The sequence below is a fragment of the Streptomyces sp. MAI_2237 genome (assembly GCF_054189285.1).
Genome location: NZ_JAJPGQ010000009.1, coordinates 902,780 through 927,110, shown reverse-complemented (window position 1 = coordinate 927,110; position 24,331 = coordinate 902,780). Strand labels below are relative to the sequence as shown.

Annotated in this window: 17 protein-coding genes and 2 pseudogenes; 12 read left to right on the top strand and 7 right to left on the bottom strand. The window is 72.4% G+C overall.

Translation table 11 applies throughout. The annotated features are described in order from the left end of the window. Nucleotides 1–65: 65 nt before the first annotated feature. The gene (locus LN251_RS39600) at nucleotides 66–2,663 is read right to left on the bottom strand and encodes a SpoIIE family protein phosphatase (protein ID WP_458248981.1); all 2,598 of its coding nucleotides are present in this window, start codon (nucleotides 2,661–2,663) and stop codon (nucleotides 66–68) included. A 435-nt stretch (nucleotides 2,664–3,098) separates the two neighbouring features. Between LN251_RS39600 and LN251_RS39595 the strand changes: the two genes are divergently transcribed. Then, nucleotides 3,099–3,734 carry a GNAT family N-acetyltransferase gene (locus LN251_RS39595; protein ID WP_458248980.1) on the top strand — a complete coding sequence of 212 codons (636 nt, stop codon included), beginning with the start codon at nucleotides 3,099–3,101 and terminating at the stop codon, nucleotides 3,732–3,734. Nucleotides 3,735–3,749: 15 nt separating this feature from the next. On the opposite strand, the gene LN251_RS39590 is transcribed toward LN251_RS39595, so the two are convergent. Beyond that, nucleotides 3,750–5,426 (bottom strand): dolichyl-phosphate-mannose--protein mannosyltransferase, encoded by a 1,677-nt coding sequence (locus LN251_RS39590; protein WP_458248979.1) that lies wholly within the window; start codon nucleotides 5,424–5,426, stop codon nucleotides 3,750–3,752. Between the two features lie 221 nt (nucleotides 5,427–5,647). Next, a pseudogene (locus LN251_RS39585) lies at nucleotides 5,648–6,160 on the bottom strand (glycoside hydrolase domain-containing protein). Between the two features lie 305 nt (nucleotides 6,161–6,465). Between LN251_RS39585 and LN251_RS39580 the strand changes: the two are divergent. Then, complete coding sequence (locus LN251_RS39580) at nucleotides 6,466–9,468, top strand: glycosyl hydrolase (RefSeq protein ID WP_458248978.1); 3,003 nt, start codon at nucleotides 6,466–6,468, stop codon at nucleotides 9,466–9,468. 210 nt (nucleotides 9,469–9,678) lie between these two features. Further along, a pseudogene (locus LN251_RS39575) lies at nucleotides 9,679–9,996 on the top strand (LamG domain-containing protein); the annotation flags it as partial. Between the two features lie 45 nt (nucleotides 9,997–10,041). Here the strand turns inward: LN251_RS39575 and LN251_RS39570 are convergent. Then, a complete protein-coding gene (locus LN251_RS39570; protein ID WP_458248977.1) occupies nucleotides 10,042–10,575 on the bottom strand; it encodes a DoxX family membrane protein in 534 nt (177 codons plus the stop codon). Nucleotides 10,576–10,837: 262 nt separating this feature from the next. On the opposite strand from LN251_RS39570, the gene LN251_RS39565 reads away from it, so the two are divergent. The 9 genes from LN251_RS39565 (at nucleotide 10,838) to LN251_RS39525 (ending at nucleotide 22,658) form a co-directional block, all read left to right on the top strand. Beyond that, a complete protein-coding gene (locus tag LN251_RS39565; protein ID WP_458249527.1) occupies nucleotides 10,838–12,961 on the top strand; it encodes a DUF1996 domain-containing protein in 2,124 nt (707 codons plus the stop codon). 68 nt (nucleotides 12,962–13,029) lie between these two features. Then, nucleotides 13,030–13,482 (top strand): flavodoxin family protein, encoded by a 453-nt coding sequence (locus LN251_RS39560; RefSeq protein WP_458248976.1) that lies wholly within the window; start codon nucleotides 13,030–13,032, stop codon nucleotides 13,480–13,482. A 480-nt stretch (nucleotides 13,483–13,962) separates the two neighbouring features. After that, nucleotides 13,963–14,337, top strand: coding sequence for a DUF485 domain-containing protein (locus LN251_RS39555; protein ID WP_458249526.1), 375 nt, complete (start codon nucleotides 13,963–13,965; stop codon nucleotides 14,335–14,337). Continuing rightward, complete coding sequence (locus LN251_RS39550; RefSeq protein ID WP_458248975.1) at nucleotides 14,331–15,923, top strand: sodium/solute symporter; 1,593 nt, start codon at nucleotides 14,331–14,333, stop codon at nucleotides 15,921–15,923. The genes LN251_RS39555 and LN251_RS39550 overlap by 7 nt, the downstream gene beginning before the upstream one ends. A gap of 78 nt (nucleotides 15,924–16,001) precedes the next feature. Continuing rightward, the gene (locus LN251_RS39545) at nucleotides 16,002–17,597 is read left to right on the top strand and encodes a serine/threonine-protein kinase (protein ID WP_458248974.1); all 1,596 of its coding nucleotides are present in this window, start codon (nucleotides 16,002–16,004) and stop codon (nucleotides 17,595–17,597) included. A 109-nt stretch (nucleotides 17,598–17,706) separates the two neighbouring features. Beyond that, nucleotides 17,707–18,882: a serine hydrolase domain-containing protein gene (locus tag LN251_RS39540; RefSeq protein WP_458248973.1), complete on the top strand. Its 1,176-nt coding sequence runs from the start codon at nucleotides 17,707–17,709 to the stop codon at nucleotides 18,880–18,882. An 81-nt stretch (nucleotides 18,883–18,963) separates the two neighbouring features. Next, nucleotides 18,964–20,604: a phosphoglucomutase (alpha-D-glucose-1,6-bisphosphate-dependent) gene (gene pgm, locus LN251_RS39535; RefSeq protein WP_458248972.1), complete on the top strand. Its 1,641-nt coding sequence runs from the start codon at nucleotides 18,964–18,966 to the stop codon at nucleotides 20,602–20,604. A 136-nt stretch (nucleotides 20,605–20,740) separates the two neighbouring features. Next, the gene (locus LN251_RS39530; RefSeq protein WP_458248971.1) at nucleotides 20,741–21,571 is read left to right on the top strand and encodes a PP2C family protein-serine/threonine phosphatase; all 831 of its coding nucleotides are present in this window, start codon (nucleotides 20,741–20,743) and stop codon (nucleotides 21,569–21,571) included. A 58-nt stretch (nucleotides 21,572–21,629) separates the two neighbouring features. Then, nucleotides 21,630–22,658: an MASE1 domain-containing protein gene (locus LN251_RS39525; RefSeq protein WP_458248970.1), complete on the top strand. Its 1,029-nt coding sequence runs from the start codon at nucleotides 21,630–21,632 to the stop codon at nucleotides 22,656–22,658. Here the strand turns inward: LN251_RS39525 and LN251_RS39520 are convergent. The 3 genes from LN251_RS39520 to LN251_RS39510 form a co-directional block, all read right to left on the bottom strand. Then, complete coding sequence (locus LN251_RS39520; protein WP_458248969.1) at nucleotides 22,640–23,101, bottom strand: hypothetical protein; 462 nt, start codon at nucleotides 23,099–23,101, stop codon at nucleotides 22,640–22,642. The two genes, LN251_RS39525 and LN251_RS39520, sit on opposite strands and share 19 nt — an antisense overlap. 115 nt (nucleotides 23,102–23,216) lie before the next feature. Continuing rightward, nucleotides 23,217–23,582: an ArsR/SmtB family transcription factor gene (locus tag LN251_RS39515; protein ID WP_458248968.1), complete on the bottom strand. Its 366-nt coding sequence runs from the start codon at nucleotides 23,580–23,582 to the stop codon at nucleotides 23,217–23,219. Nucleotides 23,583–23,775: 193 nt separating this feature from the next. Continuing rightward, nucleotides 23,776–24,150 carry a hypothetical protein gene (locus tag LN251_RS39510; protein WP_458248967.1) on the bottom strand — a complete coding sequence of 125 codons (375 nt, stop codon included), beginning with the start codon at nucleotides 24,148–24,150 and terminating at the stop codon, nucleotides 23,776–23,778. Nucleotides 24,151–24,331: the final 181 nt, after the last annotated feature.

The following is a 24,331-nucleotide window of genomic DNA, read 5'->3' as shown; positions in this document are numbered from 1 at the left end:
GGAAAGCGGTCTCACCGGCGTGCCGCGCGGGTTGCCGCCGTGATGGTCGGGGAGGCCGGGGTTCGTCAGTTCGGCGGCGCCAGCGGTCGGGCGCCTCGTCGGCTGTTGCGCGCCGCGACCCGCCGCGTGGCCAGGAGCAGGGCGATGTCGTCGGGCCGGTCGGCGGTGTGCCGGGCCTTGGCGGTGAGCCGGTCGGCGACCCCGGCGAGCGGCCGCCGGCCCGGACGCGCGGCCGAGGCCCCCGCTCTCGCCAGGGCCACGCGCAGGGCGGTGATGCCGTCGTCGATGTCCACGCCGGGCCGTTCCACGAGTCCGTCCGTGTACAGCGCGAGCACGGCGCCCGGCTCGATGAGCAGCTCGGTGACCGGGTAGCGGGCCTGTGGGTCCACCCCGAGCACGACACCGCCGGGCAGGTCCACGACGTCCGTGTGACCGTCCGGGCGGCGCAGCAGCGGCGGCGGGTGCCCGGCGTTCGCGGCCCGGGCCCGTCCCGAGACCGGGTCCAGCCGGATGTAGCAGCAGCTCGCGAACTGGCCCGGGTCGAGGTCGATGAGCAGGTGGTTGATGCCGCTCAGCACCTCGTCGGGCGGCCGGTCGCCGAGGGCGAACGCCCGCACCGCGCTGCGCAGTTGCCCCATGGTCGCCGCCGCCGACACCCCGTGCCCCTGCACGTCGCCGATCACCAGCGCCAGACCGTCACCGGCCTCCACGACGTCGTACCAGTCGCCGCCCACCTCCATGCCCTGGGTGCCCGGCAGATACCGTCCGGCGGTGTCCACCTGCGGGTGGACGGACAGCCGCCGGGGCAGGAGGGCCTGCTGCAGCCCGCGGGCCAGCGCGGCCTCGCTCTCGTAGCGCTGCGCCTTCTCCATGGCGTGGGCGATCAGTCCGGCCAGCGCGGTGAGCACCGCGCGCTCCTCGGTGCTGAAGGTGCGCGGGACGTCGAAGCCCAGGATGCAGGAGCCCACCGGCCGGCCGGAGGCGATCAGCGGCAGGAAGGCGCGCGCTCCGCGCGTGGCGTCCAGCGGGATGCCGGGGTAGGCGTCCGTCAGCTGCTGCATCGAGTCGAAGAACAGCGGCCGGCCGCTGGTCAGCGTCTCCACACCGGGCAGATGGGCGTCCAGTGTCACCCCCTCGAAGGGGGTCAGGAACCCCTTGGGGAAGCCGGACTCCCAGGCGAGGTACAGATGCCGGTCCTGCAGCAGGTAGATGGCGAGGCGGCGGCCGCCGAACGCGGGCAGCAGCTCCCGCATGACCACGGCCGCCACCTGGCGCGCCGTGACCGCCTCGGTGAGCGCGATGGCCAGCACGATAGGCCGGTACAGCGGAGCCAGCGACGCGGCGCGGGGCGCCGCCTCGGGGACCGACTCGTCCGGCTCGGGCGGCGGAGGCAGCCCGGCGGCCTCGGCGACCCGGCTCGCCGGGCGGAAGGTGCACGCCAGGACGTCGGGCCCCGGGAAGACGCACACATCGAGCCAGGCGCCCTCGTAGAGCGCCCCGTCGGCCCCGTCCTGCCGCGGTGGCCCGGCGCCGCCGGCCGGGCGGGCCACGTGGAAGCGCACGGGCTCCGGGGAGAGCAGGGCACCGCGCAGGTGGTCCTCGCAGGTCGGCTGGTTCAGCCAGGGCACGCCCTCCCACAGCGAGCGGCCGAGCAGCTCGGCGCGGGGGCGGTGCAGGAGCTGCGCGGCGCGCGGGTTGGCGTAGTGGATCACGCCCAGCCGGTCCAGGCACAGGATGCCGTCCGGCAGCAGGTCGGCCGCCGCGTCGGCCGCAGCTCCGGGGCCCGGATCGACGACGAAGCCCCGGACGGGGTGGGCGCCCGACGGTGTGCCGGGCAGGGAGGGCGCGGCGTACGGGCTCCACAGCTCCACCAGCCGCAGCGCCTCGTCCTCGGCCCGCACGTACAGCGGCAGCGGCGGCGGTCTGCCGGCGGCCGTCTCCCGCAGCGCGGCCAGTACCTGTGACGGGTCGGCCGGGGCCACGGCCGCGGCGAGCGCGTGCACCCCGGGGCCGAATCCCTCGGCCGGCACCCCGAGGAGCGCGGGCAGCCGTTCGTCGACGGTCACCACGTCGGTCACCGGATCCCAGGCGAACCCCCCGGCCCGCCCGGCCGGGGGGCGGGTGCCGGGCGGCCGTGTGCTCAGGGGCTCGCCGTCCCAGGCCAGAGGCGGGCCGCCGCGGCCTTTCTCCAGCCGCAGCAGAGCCGCGCCCAATTCCTCGGCCAGCGTCATCATGCGGTCGCGGTGATGCATCAGCTCGGCGGCGTCGGCGGCGGAGGGACGCAGCACGGTCAGCACACCGTAGGTGGTCCCCCCGCCCACCACCGGGACGTACAGCGAGCCGAACTGGAACGGCAGCCCCGCGGCGAACTGCGGATAGCGGCGCATCGTCTCGGTGGCGTTCGGCAGCACGACCTGTACGCCGAGCCGGTAGGCGTCGGCCACCGGGAACGGCCGGTCGACGTGCATCCGCCACCAGGGCCGGAACAGCGGCCCGGGCAGTCCGGCGAGGACCGCCAGCCGGAGCAGTCCGGGCGTGCCGGAGCGCAGGTAGACGCCCCCGGAATGGCCGCCGGCCACGCTGATCGCCTCTGCCGAGGCGTCGATCAGCAGCGCGGCCAGCTGCCCGGACGTCTGTTGTGCGTCCTCCGCGCTCCCAGTCATCGGCCCTTCCTCGTCCGTGCCGCCCAGCGGATGACACAGCAAGAATGCGCCACCAGGGGCCTCGGGCGCACCCGGGCGGACGGTGTGGAATCGGCGACGGAAGGGAGAGAGGCGGCACGGGGGACTGGGCCTGGCGCACGGGAAGCCACCCCGGCCTGCTCCGACCAGGGAATTTACCCCCGACACCCGTGTCCCGGATATCCGTACCGGGCGCTTCCGACGGGACCTTTCGTGCGACCGACCTCCCGGTGGCGGGCCGGCGGCGACGTCGGCGTGGCCGGAATGCGGCTGCCGCGGAGGCGACGATCATGGCTGAGGGGCACGCCGTGGACGGCGGGGAAACCGGTCGGCTGCGGCCGGCACGGTGTCGCCCGAGCGGACATGTCCAAGTGCCACGGCCTTGTGGGAGCGCTCCCAAGTGGTCAGGATAGGGCGATGACCTCGACGACTCCAGCCGTCCGCCCCTATCGGCCCGAGGACCGTGCGGCCCTCGACGACATCTGCGTCCGCACCGCCCACGTCGGCCAGGACAGCCGGGGCGTGTACGAGGACCCCTCGATCTTCCCGGCGACGTTCGCGGCGCCGTACGTCCATCTCGAACCCGAGCTGGCGTTCGTCCTCGACGACGGGCACGGGCAGGCGGTCGGCTACATCCTCGGCACCGCCGACACCCCGCGCTTCGTTGCGGAGTTCCGCGCCAAGTGGCTCCCCCTCGTGGCGGACCGCCACCCGGAGCCCGCCGGGCCGCCGAAGACCCCCGACGAGGCGATCGTCCTGCTGCTGCACCACCCCGAGCGGATGATCGTCCCCGAAGTGGCCGCCTACCCGGCCCACCTGCACATCGACCTGCTCCCCGACCGGCAGGGGCGCGGCCACGGCCGTGCGCTGATGCGGGCCTTCCTGCGGGCGCTGCGGGACCGGGGCGTGGCGGCGGTCCACCTCTCCATGGTCACGGCCAACACGCCGGCCCGGGCCTTCTACGACCGCATGGGCTTCCATGAGATCGCGGTGCCCGACCCCGGCCCGGTCACGTATCTCGGGCGCACGACGGGGGACTTGGACGCCCTGTGAGGTGCCGTACGGCCGTCAGATCCAGGTGTCCAGCCACATCCGCGCGTGCCAGTCGGCGTAGGGGATCGCCCGGCCCGCGTACAGGGGGAAGAAGTAGATGAAGCTCCAGGCGATGAGCAGGACCAGGGCCCCCGCGGACACCGCGCCCACCAAGCGCCGTCCCTCGCGCGCCCCCGGCGGCCCGAGCAGCGCGCCGACCAGCATCGCGACGGCCAGGCATAGATAGGGCACGAACGCCACGGCGTAGAAGGAGAAGATCGTCCGGTCCTGGAACCCGAACCACGGCAGATAGCCGGCCGCCACCGCGCACAGTACGGCTCCCGCCCGCCAGTCGCGGCGCAACGCCCACCGGAAGAGCAGGTAGACCAGCGCGGCGCAGGCCGTCCACCACAGCAGCGGGGTGCCCAGCGCGAGGATCTCCTGGGAACAGGGGGAGGTGCCGTGACAGCCCTCCCGCCCCGGCTGCGGTGTCTCGTAGTAGAACGACACGGGCCGGCCGAGGACCAGCCAACTCCACGGATTCGACTGGTACTTGTGCGGCGAGTGCAGGTTCACGTTGAACTGGTAGACCAGGTACTCGTAGTGCCACAGGCTGCGCAGCGGGGCCGGGACCCACGACCAGGGGCCGCCGCGGCCGTCCGCCCAGTGCCGGGCATAGCCCTTGTCGGACAGGAACCATCCCGTCCAGGTCGCCAGATACGTCACCAAGGCGACCGGTACCAGCGACAGCACCGACCAGCCGAGGTCCCGGCGCAGCACCGCGCCGTACGGGCGGCCCGCGCCGGCGACCCGGCGTGCGCCGACGTCCCACAGCACGGTCAGAGCGGTGAAGAACACCAGGAAGTACAGGCCGTTCCACTTGCCGGCGGCCGCCAGCCCCAGGAACACGCCGGCCGCGAGCCGCCACGGGCGCAGCCCCAGGCGCGTGTACGTACCCGTGTCGTGATCGGGTCCGGCCGAACCGTCCGCGCGCGGCGGCAGCGCGGCCGCGAGCCGGGCCCGGGACCGGTCGCGGTCGATCAGCAGAGAGCCGAACGCCGCCAGCGCGAAGAACATGACGACGATGTCGAGCAGCGCGGTACGGCTCATCACGAAGTGCAGGCCGTCGATCGCCATCAGCGCTCCGGCCAGACAGCCCAGTGCCGTCGACCGGAACAGCCGGCGTCCGATGCGGCACAGCATGAGCACCGACAGGGTGCCGAGCAGCGCCGTCATGAACCGCCAGCCGAACGGGCCCAGCCCGAACAGCTCCTCCCCGAGGGCGATCACCCACTTGCCCATCGGCGGGTGCGCGACGAAGGAGGCGGTGTCGGAGAGCGGGATCACCGGGGGATGGGCCAGCAGGTGCGGATCGGTGACCTTGCGGTCCGGCCAGGTCCCTTCGTAGCCGAAGCGCAGCATCGACCAGGCGTCCTTGGCGTAGAACGTCTCGTCGAAGACGACCGCGCGGGGCTGCCCGAGCCGCCGGAAGCGGAGCACCCCGGCGAAGACGGCGACGAGGACCGGCCCCAGCCAGCCCGCCACGGCGCCCGCCCGCCTTCTCGGCCGGGGGAAGGGCGGCACGAGACGCTCGCGGGTGTCGGTGCGGGGAAGGGCCAGGTAGCCGAACCGCCGCAGCCGCTCGGCCCATGCGGTGGCCTCGGGCACGACGGTCGCGCGCACGTCTTCGTCGACGCCGGTGTCACTGGTCATCCGATCATCGTAGGGAACGCGCGTACGAGCCGTGACGACCTCCCCGACAGTGACCGCGCGCTCCCCAACCACCCCTGGGCGTAACCGGTTTCGTCGGCGCGTGCCCTCCCACCCCGCCCTGATGCGGCCAACCCGGAAGCCGCCGTGCGTGACGGGCGGCCGTCGTCGTCCCCGACGTTCACGGCGGCCGCCCGTGCCTCGTTCTCAGCTCCCGGAGCTGCTCACTCCGGCAGTGTGCCGGGGGCCGTGCCCCACTCGCTGTTCGGCTGCTCGGACAGCCGGAAGTCGAGCCGGCCGCCGGTGCGCGGGAGGCCGCCGTGCGTCCACGACTGTCGCAGCGGGTGCCCGTCCAGCCGTACGGCGTCGATGTACGGGTGCATGGCGTCCGCCTCCGGCGCGGTGATCGCGAGGTCCGCGCGGCCCGGCCGGTCCACCACCGCGGCCGGGAAGACCGGAGCGCCCAGCAGGAGGGCCGCGGTGCCCGGCGTCTGCGGATGGACGCCGAGGGCGGAGAGGACGTATCAGGCGGACATGGTGCCCAGGTCGTCGTTGCCGGGCAGACCCGAGGGGCCGGTGCCGTAGACGGTGTCGACGATCCGGCGGACCGTCGCCTGGGTCTTCCACGGCTGTTTCAGGGCGTTGTACAGCCGAGGGGCGTGGATGCCGGGCTTGTGTGCGTGAGTCGCCTCTCGGTGACGGAACGAGGACCCGGAACGCTTCCAGGCCGCGCGCAAGGCTAGGAGGCCGCCAGGTGAAAGGGGAGAGTCGGGCAGGTCGTCGTGGTGAGGCGGGGTGAACGGTGCGGCGGGGCGCGGGCGGTGGACGCGGGTGACGCGGCGCTGCTCGAAGTCCGGCTCCGGCGCACGGAGTTCTGGCTGGAGGTGCGGCCCCGCACGCGAGACAGCGCGGCATGTGTCCGGTCGCGCTGCTCGGGATTCCCTGCCGCCGACCTCTTGACCTTGGACGAGGGCGCGACCTAACGTTCCGGCGTTTACATTGGTTTGAAACGATTCAATCCCTCGACTCCAGGGGCACAGCCATGCACGAACTCGTCTCGCCCGGCGGGATGTCACGCCGCACGGTCCTCGCCACCGGCCTCGCCGTCGGGGCCGTGGCCGCTCTCGGTACCGTGGCGCCCGCCGCGGCCGCGCTGCCCGCCGGTGCCGAACGGAGGCCGGACGCCGACTGGTTCGCCCGGCCCGCGCGTTCCGTGCGTCCCCGGTTCCGATGGTGGTGGCCGGACGGCCTCGTCGACCCGGACGAGATCGCCCGCGAGATCGACCAGATCGCCGACGCCGGCTTCGGCGGCGTGGAGATCGCGGGGGTGCACCACAGCATCAAGGACAAGTCCGTCCTCGACACCGAGCATCACGGGTGGGGCAGCAGACCGTGGCTCGACGGTGTGGAGGCGGCGCTGCGCCGGGCCGCGCGACGCGGCCTCACCGTCGACCTCACCCTGGGCCCGAGCTGGCCCGTGGCCGTCCCCGGCGTCGGCCCCGACGACGAGTCCGCCGCCCAGGAACTCGCCTACGGACGGGTGTCGTTGGCTGCCGGAGCGACCTACCGGGGCCCGGTCCCGCCGCCCGCGCACGCCCCCGCCTCCGGCGTCACGCGCCAGCGGCTCCTCGCCGTCCAGGCCGCCCGTGTCGCGCCGGCGAACTCCACCCGCAAGGAGACCGGCCTCGACCCGTCGACGGTCCGCGACCTCACCGCGACCGTCGCCGACGACGTCCTGACCTGGACCGCGCCCGCCGACGGCGACTGGGTCCTGATCTCCTACTGGCAGCGCGGCTCGGGCCAGCAGCCCGAGTCCGGCCCGCACACCGCGCCCGCCGCCTACGTGGTCGACCACTTCAGCCCGGCCGGCACCGCCGCCGTCACCGGCCACTGGGACGACATGCTGACCCGTGACCTGCGGCTGCTCCTGAAGGCCGCGGGCGGTTCCTTCTTCGAGGACTCCGTGGAACTGGAGACCGACGGACTGACCTGGACCTCGCGCCTGCCCGACGCCTTCGCGGAGCACACCGGCCGAGAACTGCTGCCGTACCTCCCGGCGCTCGTCCTCGACAAGAGCAACCAGGTCTTCGCCTTCGACGCCCAGCTGACGCGGCAGATCCGGCACGACTTCTGGGAGACCGTCTCCGGCCTCTTCGACCGCCACCACCTGGGCGCCCTGCGGGACTGGGCGCACTCGCTGGACATGACCCTGCGGTCGCAGCCCTACGGCCTGCAGACCGACGCCATCGCCTCGGCGGCACTCCTGGACATCCCCGAGGGGGAGTCCCTCGGCTTCAAGAACCTGGACGACTTCCGCTGCCTGGCCGGCGGCCGCGACATGGCCGGCCGGACCGTGCTGTCCTGCGAGGCGGGCGCCTACAACGGCTCGGCCTACAGCACGACCTGGGACCGCTTCCTGCGCACCATGGGCGGCGCGTACGCGGCCGGCGTCAACCAGACCGTCGTGCACGGCTTCTCCTACGCCACCGCCCCGCAGGTGAGCTGGCCCGGCTTCGCGGCGTTCAGCCCCTACAACGGCACACCCGGCTACGGCGAGTCCTGGGGACCCCGGCAGCCCACCTGGAACCACATCGAGGACATCTCCGGTTACCTCGGCCGCGTGCACGGGGTGCTCCAGGCCGGCACGGCCAGGGCGGACGTGGCCGTCTTCCGGCAGACCGGCTACACAGCCACCGGCATCGGCGCCTCCTGGTTCACCTCGACCGGCATCCCACAGGGCTGGACCCACCAGTTCCTCAGCGGCCCCCTGCTGGACCTGCCCGGCGCCACCGTGTCCGACGGCCGCCTCGCCCCGGACGGGCCCGCCTACAAGGCGCTGTTCGTCGAGGGCGACTTCTTCTACGGCTCCACGCCCACGCTCGCCCTCGCCGACGCCCGCAAACTGCTCGCTCTCGCCCGGCAGGGACTGCCCATGGTCCTGCTCGGCGCCTTCGACCAGGCCCTCACCCCCGGCGTCCCCGGCGACGGGGAGACGGCCCAACTGCAAAACGTCATCGACGAGTTGCTCGCCCTGCCGCACGTCACCCGGATCACCGACAAGACCGCGGTCGGCGACGCCCTCGCCGGGCTCGGCGTCAGCCCCGACGTCCGGTACGCCACCTCCTCCACCCTCCTCAACGCCCACCGGGCCACCGCGGAGGCGGACTTCTACTACCTGTGCAACGGCAAGCACGCCGAGACCGTCAAGCCGCCGGTGGCCGCGATCGACCACGACGTGACCCTGCGCCGCACCCGGGGGAGGAAGTCGGTGCCGTACCTCCTCGACGCGTGGACGGGCCAGGTCGTGCGGCTGGCCCGCTACACCGAGGACGGCGACGACGTCACCGTGCGGGTCACGCTCCAGCCGGGCGAGACGATGATCGTGGCACTCGGACGGCCGGGGCTGTTCGGCGACCGCGACGGCGACCGCCCGCACGCCGTCACCTCCGACGCCGACACCGTGCTGTTCACCGAACGCGGCCTGACCGTGCGGGCCGGCGCCGCGGGCACGTACACCACGCGGCTGTCCCAGGGGCGCACGGTCACCAGCACGCTCCCGGCCGTTCCCGACCCGATCGTCCCGAGCCGGTGGCAGCTCGACGTGGACGACTGGACCCCCGGCTCCGCCCCGACGCGCACCGAACACGTCCGGCGCACGGTGACCCTGGACGCCCTCGCCCCCTGGTCGCGGATCCCCGAGCTGGCCGACTCCGCGGGCATCGGCCGGTACCGCACCACGATCGCCCTGCCGCGGCAGTGGAGTTCGTCCTACGGCGCCGTACTGGAACTCGGCCAGGTCAGCGACACCTGCCGGGTGACCGTGAACGGCACGCTCGTGCCCCCGGTCGACCGGCTGCACCCCGTCGTCGACGTCGGCCGGTACCTGCGGGCCGGTGAAAACGTCATCGAGGTCGAGGTCGCGACCCCGCTGATCAACCGGCTGCGGGTGGCGCAGCCGGCGGTCTTCGGCACGACGGCCCGTCAGGACCACGGCCTGGTGGGTCCGGTGCGACTGGTGCCCTACGCGCAGGAGGTCGTCGCCTGACGTCGTCCGGGGCACACCCTTCCGCCACGGTGCGCCCCGGACGCCGTACCCCTCGCACCGGACAACAGCCGTCCCGTTCGGAACTGTTGACACTCCCGGTCATTTCTCCAGCGGGGAGAGCCTGCACAGCCTGTCGTCCAACGGCCGATATGTCGAGCGGGTGGAGGACGGGACGCCTTCGCCCCGCGTCTTCGGCATGCGGAGGTCTCCATGTTCCTGACCCCGTGCAGCGACGCCGGAACCCTGCGGTACGCGATCACCGCGGGCGGCGGCGGAGCCGAACAGCGTATCGACGCCGACCCGCTGCCCACCGACCGCTGGGTGCACGTCGCGGTCGCCTACGGCGCCGGCACGGCCGTGCTGTACGTCGACGGCCGGGAGGCCGGCCGGAACACAGGGATCACCGTGGAGCCGCGGTACTTCGGCAACCACATCCGGGCCTCGTACATCGGCAGGTCCCCGTACGACGACCCGTACCTGAAGGCCGCGGTCGACGACTTCCGTGTGTACGGCAGGACGCTGACCGCGGCCGAGGTCGCGGAACTCGCGGGGCCTGACCGGGCCTCCCGCCCGTCAGCGGGGCAGCTTGGCCCGCAGAGTGCCGGCGACGGCCGCCGGACGGGCGGTGGCACGGGCGGTACGCCGCACCAGGTGCGCTTCCCGGCGCACGTCCCGCGCGGCGTGCCGGCCGCGCCACAGCAGGGACGGGGCGCCGGCGGTGTCGTCGGCGGCGATCAGCAGACCGCCCAGCATGGACAGGTTCTTCAGGAAGTGGATGCGCTGCTGCGCCCGGTCGGCTGGGTCCTCGGCCTCCCAGAAGCGGTGGCCCGCCAGCGTCGTGGGTACCAGCGTGGCCGCGATGGCCAGCGAGGACAGCCGGGGCAGTCGGCCCAGGCCCAGCAGGACGCCCCCCACCACCTGGACGGCACCGCTCAGCCGTACGAGCTGGTCGGTGCGGTCCGGCAGCGCCGAGACACGCTCCGTGACCGGCCGCACCACCGGCTCGGCGGCCGGGGCGACTTCCTCGGGGGCCCGCAGGCTGTTCAGGCCGCCTGCCACGAACATCGAGGCGAGCAGGGGACGGCCGGTCATGCGCAAGAGACTCATGGCGCTCTCCAGACGTGTCGATGCGGACGGCCCCTCCCGGGTTCCCGGTCCGGACGTCCGCAATCGGCACCCCGTACGGCCGGCGGGTCGAACAACGTCTGAGAGGTTTCTATGAATCCCTCAGGCGGTTGAACACTCGGGCGGCGTCATCCGTATGGGGCGAGGGATTTCCATGCCGACCGCCGAAAGCAGTAGGAGAACACTCGTGGGACGCAACTCGCGCAGACGCCCGACAGGCCCACGCCGGGCCACCTTCGCGGCCATGGCCCTGATGCTGGGCGGCGGAGGACTGATCGCGGCCAACGTCTACGCCTCGGCGACGGAGGACTCGGGGGCCCAGCAGGGATCAACGTTCAGTGCCGCCGGCGGCACGATCGACTGCCCCGACGTCGGCAGCAAGCTGACCGAGGTGCCCGACAAGGCCAGGCCGGACGTCGACAAGGACCTGGCCGCGCTGGACCAGCAAATAGCGCAGGCCTACCAGCAGTTGCAGGCGGCGACGCCGCAGCAGCGCCAGGACAGCGGCTACACCGACGACAAGGTCATGAAGCCGCTGGAGGAGCAGCGGGGGCAGACCCTCGACAGCATCGGCGCCGCGATGGACCAGGCGGGCGGGAAGTCCGACGGGCTCGACGCGATGGCGGACTGCTCGATGCGCACGTGGAACGGCCAGGACGGCGGCCAGAACGCGGGCGACTCCCAGGGCGGAGGCCAGAACAACGGCCAGAACAACGGGAGTTCCCCGAGCGGCCAGCCGCAGGGAGGCCAGCAGACGGGCAACGGCGGCCAGGCCGGCAACGGTCCGGTCGCCGCCGACTACCAGGACATCAACTCCGTCCAGCCCAACACCCCGGCCCCGGACCTGAGTTCCTTCGCCTCCAAGGGCACCTTCACCACCAGCTGCGGGGTCAACGCCAACGGCCTGCGCAACTCGGACAACGTGATCGTCGCCCCCGGCGTCAGCAACGGCGCCCACCACTTCCACGACTACATCGGCAACCAGTCCAACACCGCCTTCGCCAGCGACGACGACCTGGCGAAAGCCGATACCAGCTGCGAGAACAAGGGCGACAAGTCCACGTACTACTGGCCCGTGCTGCGTCTGCAGAACGGCACCCAGGAGCAGGACGCGGACAAGCCGGGCGGCGGCACCGAGGGCAACGCCGGGCAGATCGTCACGCCCAAGCAGGTCACCATGACCTTCATCGGCAGCCCGCGCAGCAAGGTCGCGGAGATGCCCCGCCTGCTGCGCATCATCACCGGCGACGCCAAGGCCTTCGTCAACGGGCCGGCCAACGCCAACGCCTCCTGGAGCTGCACCGGCTTCGAGGACCGGCAGCTGAAGGACAAGTACCCGCTGTGCCCGCAGGGCAGTGACGTGGTGCGCACCTTCCGCTTCCAGAGCTGCTGGGACGGCCGCAACATCGACAGCGCCAACCACCGTACCCATGTGGCCTTCGCCGACGCCTCGGGCGCCTGCCCCAACGGCTTCGAGGCCATCCCGCAGCTCGTCCAGCGCATCGTCTACGACGTCAAGGCGCCGAGCCTGCAGGACGGCGGCCGGACCACCCCGCTGTTCGCGGTGGACTCCTTCCCCGAGAACCTGCACAAGCCGGTGACCGACCACGGTGACTTCATCAACGTCTTCGACGCGGGCCTGATGAAGGAGATGGTCTCCTGCATCAACGACGGTCGGAACTGCGGCGCCGGCACCGGTGAGGACCCGGGCGGCTCGGGCGGTTCCGGTGACACGGGCGGCAACGGCGGCGGTGACAACGGCGGCAACGGCGGCTCGGGCGACAACGGCGGTTCCGGCGGGGGCGCGACCGAGTCGCCGTCCGCGCAGCCGACCGACGCTCCCTCCGCCACGCCTTCGCAGGAGCCGACCGCGCAGCCCACGCAGGACCCCGGCACGGGGAACGACGGCAAGGGCAACGACGGCAAGGGGGCGGGCGACAACGGCGGTTCGGGCAACGGTGGTTCGGGCGGCGGCGACCAGGGCGGCTCCGGTGGGGCGTCGCAGCCCACGACCGCCGCGCCGCAGACCGAACAGCCGGGCGGCGAGAAGCCGAGCGTGTCCAGCACCTCCGTGCCCAAGGTCTACGGGAAGTCCTCGTCCTCCAAGAGCGCCTCGGCCGCACCGGCGAACAGCGCCCCGGCGGACAACGGCGGCGGCTCCGGCGGCTCGGGCGGCGATTCCGCGCAGTCCCAGGCCTCCGGCGGGAGCGACGCGGCGGCCGCGGGACAGACCGAACCCCAGGCGGTCCAGGGCAACCTGGCCGAGACCGGCACGAGCCTGTGGCCCGCCGCGGCCGGCACCGTCCTGCTGATCGCGGGCCTGGTCGTGCTGGCCCGCTCGAAGCGCACCTTCCTGCGGCAACGGTGAGGACGCGCGAGCGCGGGTGACCCGCCCGCGCTTGCGCGGGTGCGGCGCCAGAGGGCAGGGTGCGGGATGTGCCCACCCTGCTGATCGTGCACCACACGCCCTCGCCGAACTGCCAGGCCATGCTGGAGGCCGTCGTCTCCGGTGCCACCGCACCGGAGATCGAGGGCGTCGACGTGGTACGGCGGCCGGCGCTGTCCGCCTCCGCGGCGGACGTGCTGGCCGCCGACGCGTGTCTGCTGGGGACCCCGGCCAACATCGGGTACATGTCCGGGGCCCTCAAGCACTTCTTCGACCAGATCTACTACCCGTGCCTGGACGCCACCCAGGGCAGGTCCTACGGCTGCTACGTGCACGGCGGCAGTGACGTCACCGGCGCCCTCCGCGCCATCGACACCATCACCACGGGCCTCGGCTGGCGACGTACCGCCGCGCCCGTGACCGTGACCGGCGCGCCCGGCAAGGCCGACATCGAGGCCTGCTGGGAACTGGGGGCCACGCTCGCGGCCGGACTGATGGGCTGACCCCGGCCGCACCGTCCGAACCCGTTCCGCACTCCGCTGCCGTGCGCAGTATTTGAGCCAGCCTCCCCGCGGAAATGGTATGGACTATTAAAGCCCGTCCTCCTTTTCGCTGGCCGAAGAGGCGAGATGCCACCGCCCGGCGTGCGCGAATGAGCCACCCGCGGAAAATCACCCCACTGTGCGGTTGATTCCTCAATCAGGGCGCTGCCATACTCCGGCTTCCGGCCGGGATCTCTTGGATCTCCCGCCCGTGCATCCGGAAAGCGGCAGTTCCGGATTCACCGATCCCCCACGATGTCCGCACGGGAAGCGATTCCAGTATGCCTCTTCCGTCTCCCTCTCTGGCTCGGTGAGCTGGTCTTTCGAATGTTCGACGGAATTGCGTGCGCGGCCCGAAGCAGCGAAGAAGGTGCTCTGGTGTCAAGGAACCATGAAGGATTCGAACCGCCCCCGCGATTTTCCCCCACGGCTGCCGATGAACTGCGACGGCAGGCGATATCCGACAATCCAGAGTTTCAAGCCCTGAAGCGCGCGCAGCGCCGCTCCGGCGTGGCGATGACCGCTATCGGGGTGGGCGGCTTCCTGCTGTATGTGCTGCTGTCGAGTTTCGCGCCGGACCTCATGAACAGTTCTCTCAGCGGCCATCTGACCCTCGGGCTCGCCCTCGGCCTCGGGCAGTTCGTCCTGATGGCCGTCATCGCGCGGCGCTACGTCGTGCGCATGCGCACACGCGTCGACCCGGTCGCCCGCGGTTTCCGCACCCAGTTCCACCGGCCGCCCGCCGACGCACCGGGCCGCGCCGCCCGGCACCCGTCGGTGCCCCGCCAGCGCACCGAGGAGTACCGCACATGGTGACGAGCGGCGCCGGCGTCGTGGACCGGTTCAGTCTGCAGCTGACCTTCCTGCTCTTCCTGTGCGTGGTCGTGGTCACCCTGTTCACCGCGCTGCTGCTCGCCCCGCAGCGCGACGAGATCAGCGAGTTCTACCTCGGCAACCGCGAGATGACCCCGCTGCGCAACGGACTGGCGATGTGCGGCGACTACATCTCCGCCGCCACTCTCCTGGGCAGCACCGGCCTGGTCGCGCTGACCGGCTACGACGGCCTCCTCTACCTGTGCGGCACCGCGGTCGCCTGGATGACGGTGCTGCTGCTGATCGCCGAACCCCTGCACAACGCGGGCAGGTTCACCCTCGGCGACACCCTGGCGCTGCGTCTGCCGCAGGGGCGGCGGTCGGTCCGTCTCGCGCTGTCCCTGTGCACCCTGGCCGTCACCACCCTGTATCTGGTGGCCCAACTGGTCGGCAGCGTGGCCCTGCTGACACAGTTCACCGGCGAACCCAGCGCGACCACGCGCACCTTGTGCGTGGTGGTGATCGGCACCATCGTGATCGTGTACGCCGCGATCGGAGGCATGCCCGGAGCGACGTTCATCCAGATGGTGAAGGCCGTCATGCTCATCTCCGGGATCGCGGTGACGGCGGTGATGGTGCTGCACCGCTTCCACTGGAACCTCGACGCCCTGCTGGGCTCGGCCGCCGACCACAGCGGCCTCGGCACCCGCTACCTGCAACCCGGCCTGCGCTACGGCGCCAGCACCACCAGCAAGCTGGACTTCTTCAGCCTGCAACTCGCCATCGTGTTCGGCCTGGCCGCCCTCCCGCACGTCATGATGCGGCTGCTCGCCCCGCGCTCCCCACGCGTCCTGCGCTCCTCGGTGGTCTGGGCGATGGGTCTGGTCGGCTTCGTCTGCCTCGCGGCCGGCATCCTCGGCCTGGGCGCCACGGCCGTCGTGGGCCGCGGAACCATCGAGCAGACGGACCGCAAGGGCGACTCGGCCGTCCTGCTCCTGGCGCACCAGCTCGGCGGCGGGGTCCTGACGGCCCTGCTGTCCTGCCTGGCCTTCGTCACCCTCCTCGCCGTCGCCTCCGGCCTCACCCTCGCCGCGGCCTCCTCCCTAGCCCACGACCTGTGGGGCGAGGTCGTCCGCAAGGGCAGGGCGGAGCAGACCGAGGAACTCGTCGTCGCCCGCCTCTCCGCGGTCGTCATCGGCGTCCTCGGCATGCTGCTGGCCCTGGTGTCCTGGGGTGCCAACACCGCCACCCTGGCGTTCCTCGCCTTCGCCATCGCCGCCTCCGCCATCCTGCCCACCCTCGTCTACACCCTGTTCTGGCGGTGCTTCAACGCGACCGGCGCCCTGCTCAGCCTCTGCGGCGGCCTGCTGTGCTCGGTGCTCCTCGTCGTCTTCTCCCCGGTCGTCTCCTCGACCCCGGCCTCCTTCTACCCGGACGCCGACTTCGCCTGGTTCCCGCTGCAGAACCCGGGCATCGTCTCGATCCCGGCAGGGTTCGTCCTCGGCTGGCTCGGCACCGTCATGGCACGCCACGAAGAGCCCGACACCTTCGACGAGTTCCAGGTCAGAGCGCTGGTCGGCGCCGAGTAGCAGACAGGCGCCCGCGTCCCCGCACCGGACCCCGGTGCGGGGCACGGACTGTCCGAGGCGTCCCTTAAGCTCCTCGCCATGAACGACGGGGAGAGCGGCAGACGCATCGTCGACGACCGCTTCGAGTTGCAGACCAGGCTCGGTGGCGGCGGCATGGGCACGGTCTGGCGCGCCCGTGACCTGCTGCTGCATCGCGCCGTGGCCGTCAAGGAGGTCCGCCCCGCGGACCCCGACCTCGCCGAGTACGACCCGGACAGCGCGCGCATGCTCCGCGAGCGGGTGCTGCGCGAGGCCCGCGCCCTGGCGAGGGTCCAGCACCCGAACGTCGTGACGATCCACCACATCGTCGACGGCGGACCGGGCACCTATCCGTGGATCGTCATGGAGCTCGTCGAGGGCGGCTCGCTCGCCGACCGGCTGGCCCGCGGGCCCATGGCGCCCGCCGAGGCCGCCCGCATGGGCCGCGGGGTGCTGGACGCCCTGCGCGCCGCCCACGCGGCGGGCGTCCAGCACCGCGACGTCAAACCCGCCAACGTGCTGCTGCGCACCGACGGCCGCCCCGTGCTCACCGACTTCGGGATCGCCGCCGTCCGCGAGGCCACCGCCCTGACCGCCACCGGTTCCATCATCGGCACCCCCGACTACATGGCCCCGGAACGCGTGACGGGCGGCGACGGCGGTCCCGCGGCGGACCTGTGGTCGCTGGCGATGATGCTGTACGTGGCCGTCGAGGGCCACCACCCGCTGCGGCGCGGAACGACCCTGGCCACGCTGGCCGCCGTACTCCACGAGGAGGTGCCGCCGCCCAAGCAGGCCGGGCCGCTGACGCCCGTACTGGACCGTGTGCTGGTGCGGGACCCCGCGGCGCGGCCGGACGCGGAGACGATCGACGCCCTGCTCGCCGCGGTGGCGCAGGACGCCGGCGGTTCCGGCACGACCTCCTACCCCCTCGCGCCTCCGCGGCCCAAGGCGCCGCCGCCGGTGGAGACCGTCGTGGCCCGCCCCGGGCGCTCGCGCCGTGCCCTGATCGCCTCCGCCGCGGCCGGTGCGCTGCTGGTGGGCGGCGTGACCTGGGTGGCCCTGTCCGGCGACGGCAAGGGCGACAGCCCTTCGGGCTTCGCGGGACCGAGCAGGCACACGACGGTGGGACAGAGCGCGGCGCCCACGAAGCCGTCGCCGTCGCCGTCTGCGGCGCAGGACGCGACGTCGCGTGACGGCACCGGCATGCTCACCCCCACAGCCATCCGCAAGGCCCTGAAGGCCATCGAGGACGAGACGGGCAGAAACACCTTCGGCGACTTCAAGGTCTACCCCACGTACGTGTCGGCGGACGCGATGGTCCCGGGCAGCCGGACGCGCTACGACTCCTACACCTACCGTTCCGGGGGCGGAGTGGAGAAGAGCATCATCAAGGGCACCCTGATGAGCGGCGACACCCCGGTGAGCCTGAAGAACTACAACTGGGACGCGGTGCCCGACCTGCTCGCCCTCGCCCGGAAGAAGCTCCATGTCGACAAGCCGACACTGACCTACCTGTTGGTGGAGCCCCCGAGCACCCTGTTCGGCGAGCCCGCCTCGATCCGGGTCTACCTCACCGACGACTACGGCGAGACCGGCTACCTCGTAGCCACCCCGCAGGGCAAGGTCACGAAGCTGTACCCGGCCGGCGCGTGACGGCAGGCGGGGCGTCGTTCGGCCGGATGCAGCAGCGCCGTGGGGCGGGGGCGGGGGCGAGCGGCGAGGCTGGGCCTGCACCGCAGTCCCGCCCCCGCCTGGAGTGCCCATGCCCCGCCGCCTCACCGTCCGTTCCCGCCTGCTGATCGCCGGCTGCCTCGCGCTCTGCGTCACGGCGCTCGGTCCCGCCGCGACCGGCACCGCCGTGACCCCCGCCCCGCACCACGACGACCTGTGGCGCCAGGCCGAGCAGCTCACGCACGAGCCCGGCGGTCCGCCCGCCGTCATCGCCGTGCTGCGCCGGGACCGGGACACCCGGGTGATCCGGGCGGGCGTCGCCGACCTCGCCACCGGCCGCCGTCCGAGTCCCGGCGACCACATGCGGATCGCCAGCACGGCGAAGGCCTTCAGCGGCGCGGTCGCGCTGACCCTGGTCGACCGGCACGTGCTGCGCCTCGACGACACGATCGGCCGACGCCTGCCCCGACTCCCGCGCGCCTGGGCCGCAGTGACGCTGCGTCAGCTGCTCGCCCACACCAGCGGTCTGCCCGACTACACCGCCTCGCCCGCGTTCCGCAACATCCTCGCGGCCGACCCGCACCACCGGTTCGACTCCCGGCGGCTGCTCGACTTCGTCGCCGACCGGCCCCTGGAGTTCCGCCCAGGAAGCCGCTACCACTACTCCAACTCCGACAACATCGCCGTCGCCCTCATGGCGGAGGCCGCCACCGGCACCCCGTACGAACAGCTCCTGCGCGAGCTCGTCTACCGTCCCCTGCACCTGCGCGACACCAGTCTGCCCCAGGGCTACCGCATTCCCGAGCCCTATCTGCACGGCTACGACGTGACCCCGCCCGCGCCCCCGCAGGACGTCAGCGAACTCCTCGGCGCCTCCGGCTCCTGGGCGTCGGGAGGCATCATCTCCACCCCCGCCGACATGACCCGCTTCATCCGCGGCTACGCGGGCGGACACCTGTACGGGCCGGACGTCGTACGGCAGCAACGGCACTGGATCGACGGCGCCTCCGAGCCCGCCGGTCCCGGGCGCAACTCCGCCGGACTCGCCCTGTTCCGCTACACCACCCGGTGCGGAGTCGTCCTCGGGCACACCGGCAACTTCCCCGGCTACACCCAGCTCGTCGCCGCCACCCCGGACGGCCGCCGCTCCCTGACCTTCTCGGTCACCACCCAGATCAACGAGGCCCTGAAGCCGGACCTGTTGAAGCGGCTGCGCGCCGTCCAGGAGAACTTCGTCTGCGCGCTGCTCGGCCGGTCCGGGCACTGACCCGCTCTCGCTGCGAGCCGCCCCGACGAGGGAAGATGGGGCGGCAAGCAGTTTGGACAACCGATGTGGAGGAGCGGGCACATGCAGCACGAGCGAGCGGGCCGCCCGGCCGGCCCCGAGGACCTCGTCGACGTCGCCCGGCTGGTCACCGCGTACTACGCGCTGCACCCGGACCCGGCCGACCCGGGGCAACGGGTCGCGTTCGGCACGTCAGGGCACCGCGGATCGTCCCTGACGACCGCGTTCAACGAGGACCACATCGCCGCCACCAGCCAGGCGATCTGCGAGTACCGCGCCGGGCAGGGCACCGACGGGCCGCTCTTCCTCGGCGCCGACACCCACGCCCTGTCCGAGCCGGCCCGGGTCACCGCCCTGGAGGTGTTCGCGGCCAACGGCGTCACCGCGCTCATCGACAGCGCCGACGGCTACACGCCCACCCCCGCCGTCTCGCACGCCATCCTCACCCACAACCGCGGCCGTACCTCCGGCCTCGCCGACGGCGTGGTGGTCACCCCCTCGCACAACCCGCCCGCCGACGGCGGCTTCAAGTACAACCCGCCCAGCGGCGGACCGGCCGGCTCGGACGTCACGTCCTGGATCCAGGACCGCGCCAACGAGATCATCGCCGGCGGTCTGAAGGACGTGAACCGCATCCCGTACACCCGGGCGCTGGCGGCCGAGACCACCCGGCGCCACGACTACCTCGGTGCCTACGTCGCCGACCTGCCGAACGTCCTCGACCTGGACGCCGTCCGTTCCGCCGGCATCCGCATCGGCGCCGACCCGCTCGGCGGGGCGTCCGTCGCCTACTGGGGCCGCATCGCCGAGCAGCACCGCCTCGACCTGACCGTGGTCAACCCGCTTGCCGACCCCACCTGGCGGTTCATGACGCTGGACTGGGACGGCAAGATCCGCATGGACTGCTCCTCGCCCTACGCGATGGCCTCGCTCATCGAGCAGCGCGACCGCTTCCAGATCGCGACCGGCAACGACGCCGACGCGGACCGGCACGGCATCGTCACCCCCGACGCCGGCCTGATGAACCCCAACCACTACCTCGCCGTCGCGATCTCCTACCTCTACAGCCACCGGGAGCAGTGGCCCGCGCAGGCGGGGATCGGCAAGACCCTGGTGTCGTCCGGCATGATCGACCGAGTCGCCGCCGACCTGGGGCGACGGCTGGTGGAGGTGCCCGTCGGGTTCAAGTGGTTCGTGGACGGGCTGGTCGACGGCTCCATCGGCTTCGGCGGGGAGGAGTCGGCGGGTGCGTCCTTCCTGCGCCGGGACGGCTCGGTGTGGACCACGGACAAGGACGGCATCATCCTGGCGCTGCTCGCCTCCGAGATCACCGCGGTCACCGGGAAGACGCCCTCGCAGCACTACGCCGCCATGACGGACCGCTTCGGCGAACCCGCCTACGCGCGCATCGACGCCCCGGCGACACGGGAGGAGAAGGCGCTGCTGGGCAAGCTCTCCCCGGCGCAGGTCACCGCTGACACCCTCGCCGGGGAGGCGGTCACCGGGGTGCTCACCGAGGCGCCCGGCAACGGCGCGTCCATCGGCGGCATCAAGGTGACCACCGAGAACGCGTGGTTCGCGGCCCGGCCCTCCGGCACGGAGGACGTGTACAAGATCTACGCCGAGTCCTTCCGCGGGCCCGAGCATCTCGCACAGGTGCAGGACGAGGCGAAGGACGTGGTCATGGCGGCCCTGGGCGGCTGACGCGGCGGGTGTGCACCGGGGTGGACCGACGGAAGGCCGTCGGTCCACCCCCGTATGTCGCTATCATCCTCTTAGATGTGAAGTCGGGGGTTTCGCCCTGAAGGGGCCACGGCCCATGGCCCCGCCGGAGTGATCGATGCCCACCATGCGCGACGCGGAGGACGGCGACGAACTGCTCGCCCGACTCGGTTCGCTCACCGCCCAGGCGCGCGAGCTCGCCGAGGTCCAGCGTTCCCGCGTCGAGCTGGCCATCGCCCTCCAGCGCGGCATGCTGCCCCGGGACCTGCCCCTCGCCCGCGGCTTCCACCTGGCCGTCCGCTACGCCCCCGCCTACCACGGGCTCAACGTCGGCGGCGACTGGTACGACGTCTTCACCCTGCCCGACGGGCAGATCGGCCTGTCCATCGGCGACGTCCAGGGCCACAACATCGAGGCCGCCGCCTTCATGGGCCAGGTCCGGGTCGGACTGCGCGCGCTGGCCTCCGTGACCAGCGAGCCCGGAGAGCTGCTGTCCCGGACCAACGACCTGCTGCTGTCCCTCGGCACCGACCTCTTCGCCACCTGCACCTTCATGCGGCTCGACCCGACCACCGGCGTCCTGGAGAGCGCCCGGGCCGGGCACATCCCGCACATCTGGGCCACCGCCGACGGCCGCTCCGGCGTCGCCGACGACGAGGGCGGCCCGCCGCTGGGCGTCCTGGCGGGCATCGACTTCCCGGTCACCCGGTCGCGACTGACCACCGGCGGCGTGTTCGTCCTGCTCACCGACGGCGTGGTCGAAGGGCCCTCGCTGAGCGTCGACGACGGCCTCGACCAGGTGGTCCGCCTCGCCGGCCTCGCCGCGGTCGCCGGCATGGAGGCGGGCGCACTCGCCGCCGCGGTGATGAAGGTCGCCGAGCGGGTGGGCCACGAGGACGACGCGGCGGTACTCGTGGTGGGCCACGACGGGGTCGCGACGCCACCGTAGGCGCCCTAAGCGGGCGGGAGACGCGCTCGCCTCGCAGAGACGGGCCGGCCGGTGTGTGATGGCAGATGTGGTGGGTACCGAGGATCTGCGCCGAGGGGGCGGCTACGCCCTCCAGGTGACGGCCGTCGCCGCCTGCTACTTCGCGGCCGGACGGCTGGGGCTGATGCGGCAGCTGGTCGTGGACGGCGCCGTCGTCACTCCCGTGTGGCCGCCCACCGGCCTCGCGGTGGCCTGCCTGCTCCTGTTCGGGGTGCGCTTCTGGCCCGGCATCACCCTGGGCGCCCTGCTGGTCGTCATGTCGATCAGCCCGATCCAGCCCGCCGTCATCGGCACCCTGGTAGGCAACACCGCCGCCCCCGTGTGCGCCTACTACCTGCTGCGCAGGGTCGGCTTCCGCACCGACCTGGCCCGACTGCGGGACGGCTTCGCCCTGGTGTTCCTCGGGGCGCTGACCGCCATGCTGGTCAGCGCGACGGCCGGTGCCGGTCTGCTGGTCCTCACCGGCAAGCTCGCCACCGACGGCTTCTGGCTCGTCTGGTCGACCTGGTACGTCGGCGACGCCATGGGCGTCCTGATCGTCACCCCCGTCCTGCTGGTGCTGTGGCGGGTGCACCGGCTCCCGCGCACACCGCGCTGGAAGGAGGCCGTGGGTCTGGCCGTCGTCGCCGGCAGCGTCATCCCCTTCGCCACCCGGAGCGACGTCAGCCTGCTGTTCCTCGTCTACCCGCTGGTGATCTGGGCCGCGCTGCGCTTCCAGCTCGCCGGCAGCATGCTGTGCGCCGCCCTGGCCTCCGTCATGGCCACGGTCGCCGCCACGGATCAGATCGGCCCCTTCGAGCGGATGTCCCGCATCGAGGTGATGGTCAAGCTCCAGGCCTTCAACGGCGCGATGGCCCTGACCGCCCTCCTGCTGTCGGCGGTGATCACCGAACAGCTCCACACCAGGCGCTCGGTGGAACAGGCATGCAGGGAACTGGTCGAGGTCCTGGAACACCTCACCGCCGGTGAGTCCGTCCAGGGCCGGTCGCCGCTGGACACCGGGGACCGGGGCTCACGCGAGGAGAGGGATCAGTCCCACAGCGGATAGACCACGGTCTGCGGGAAGGAGCGCGGCCGGTCGGCGTTGTACACGAGGGTCATGCGCGTGTAGTGCCGCAGCCGAGGGTGCTTCTTCCAGGGCCGCGCGTGGTCCAGGCGTACCACCACGGAATAGGCGTGGAACCGGCCGGCCGCGCAGTACGGCTTGCAGTCGTTGACCCAGTTCACGCCCTGCGCCCTCGCCCCGTCCCGGCCCCACGTCGTCCAATGCAGCGACGCCAGGCGGCTGTTGCCGTCCCCGCAGGCGAGCATGAAGTTCGCCGGGCGGACCCGCGCGTGCCAGAAGCAGTCGACGAGCACCGGAGCCGGCCGTGCGGCCCGCGCGGCGGGCTCCGACGCGGGCCGGGCCGCCGACGGAGGTGCCGCTGCCGCCGCCGTGAGCGACGCGGCGAAGAAGAGTGCGACCGCCGTGCTGATTACCTGTCCGCGCATGACCGCTCCCGAGCGCGAGCCACCATCGTCCGTCCCGGATTCGACGCTACGGCCGAGCGCGTGCATCCACCACTCGGGCGGCGCAACACGCCGGTCGCGGTTTCTCCGCCGGGCGTCACAGGCGGCCGCTCGTGGACACCGGCGGGGGAGCGGTGTCGGCCTGCCGCAGCTCGGCGAGGAGCTCGTTCTGCCCGGCGAGCAGCTCGGTCAGGATCCGGCGGGCCGCGCGCAGCAGTTCGGCGACGTCACCGCCGGCGAGGGCGTAGGTGACGGTGGAGCCCTCCCGGATGGACACCACGATCCCGGAGCGGCGCAGCACGGCCAGCTGCTGGGAGAGGCTGGACGGCTCGATCTCGATGTCGGCCAGCAGGTCCCGTACCGGGACCGGACCGTGTTGGAGCAGCTCCAGGACCCGGATGCGCACGGGATGCCCGAGCATGCGGAAGAAATCCGCCTTGGCCTGGTAGAGGGGGACCTGCATCAGTGCTCTCTCCCTGCCGGGTCGGGTGCGGTTGCCATGGGGCGGCGGCCCCGAGGTCACCGCCGCGGCTGCCCTTCGGAACCGATCCTGGCCGCCCGGGGCCGTGCGCAGGCACGAATTGGGATCATGCTGATGTGGTGAGTTGAAGAAGTCTTCACATCGTGGGCGCACGACACCCGGACGGCGGAGGGATCTAGACCTCGAGTTGTTCCTCGACGCGCTTGAGCTGGTGGCGGGCCATCGCCAGGTTGGAGCGCTCCTTGTCGAGTACGAGGTACAGGAAAAGGCCGTTGCCGTTGCGGCCCGCGACGAGGCGGATCAGGTGGTACTGCCGGTCGAGCGTGATCAGGATGTCCTCGATCCCGCTCTTGAGTCCCAGCTGCTCCATCGTGCGCACCTTGGCCCGGATCACATCCGTGTTGCCGGCCGCCGCGACCGTCAGGTCGAGGTCCTTCCCGCCGCCCAGCGTGCCCAGGGCCATCCCGCTGGTGTAGTCGACGACCGCGGCCCCCACCGATCCCTCGACACCGGCCATCATTTCCTTCAGTGACACTTCCACGCCCGCCATGGCGCCCACCCCTTCGAATGCGTTGTCGGCTGCGACGGACCGACGGCCCGCCCGGTCCTCGGAAGGTAGGCGCGGAGCCGGGGCGCGGGACGCGAGTCTCCGGGACTGACGGATGATGGACGGGAATCGACGTCGTAAGACCGTTCGGACGGCGGTAACTGGCTTACGAAGGAGACAACTT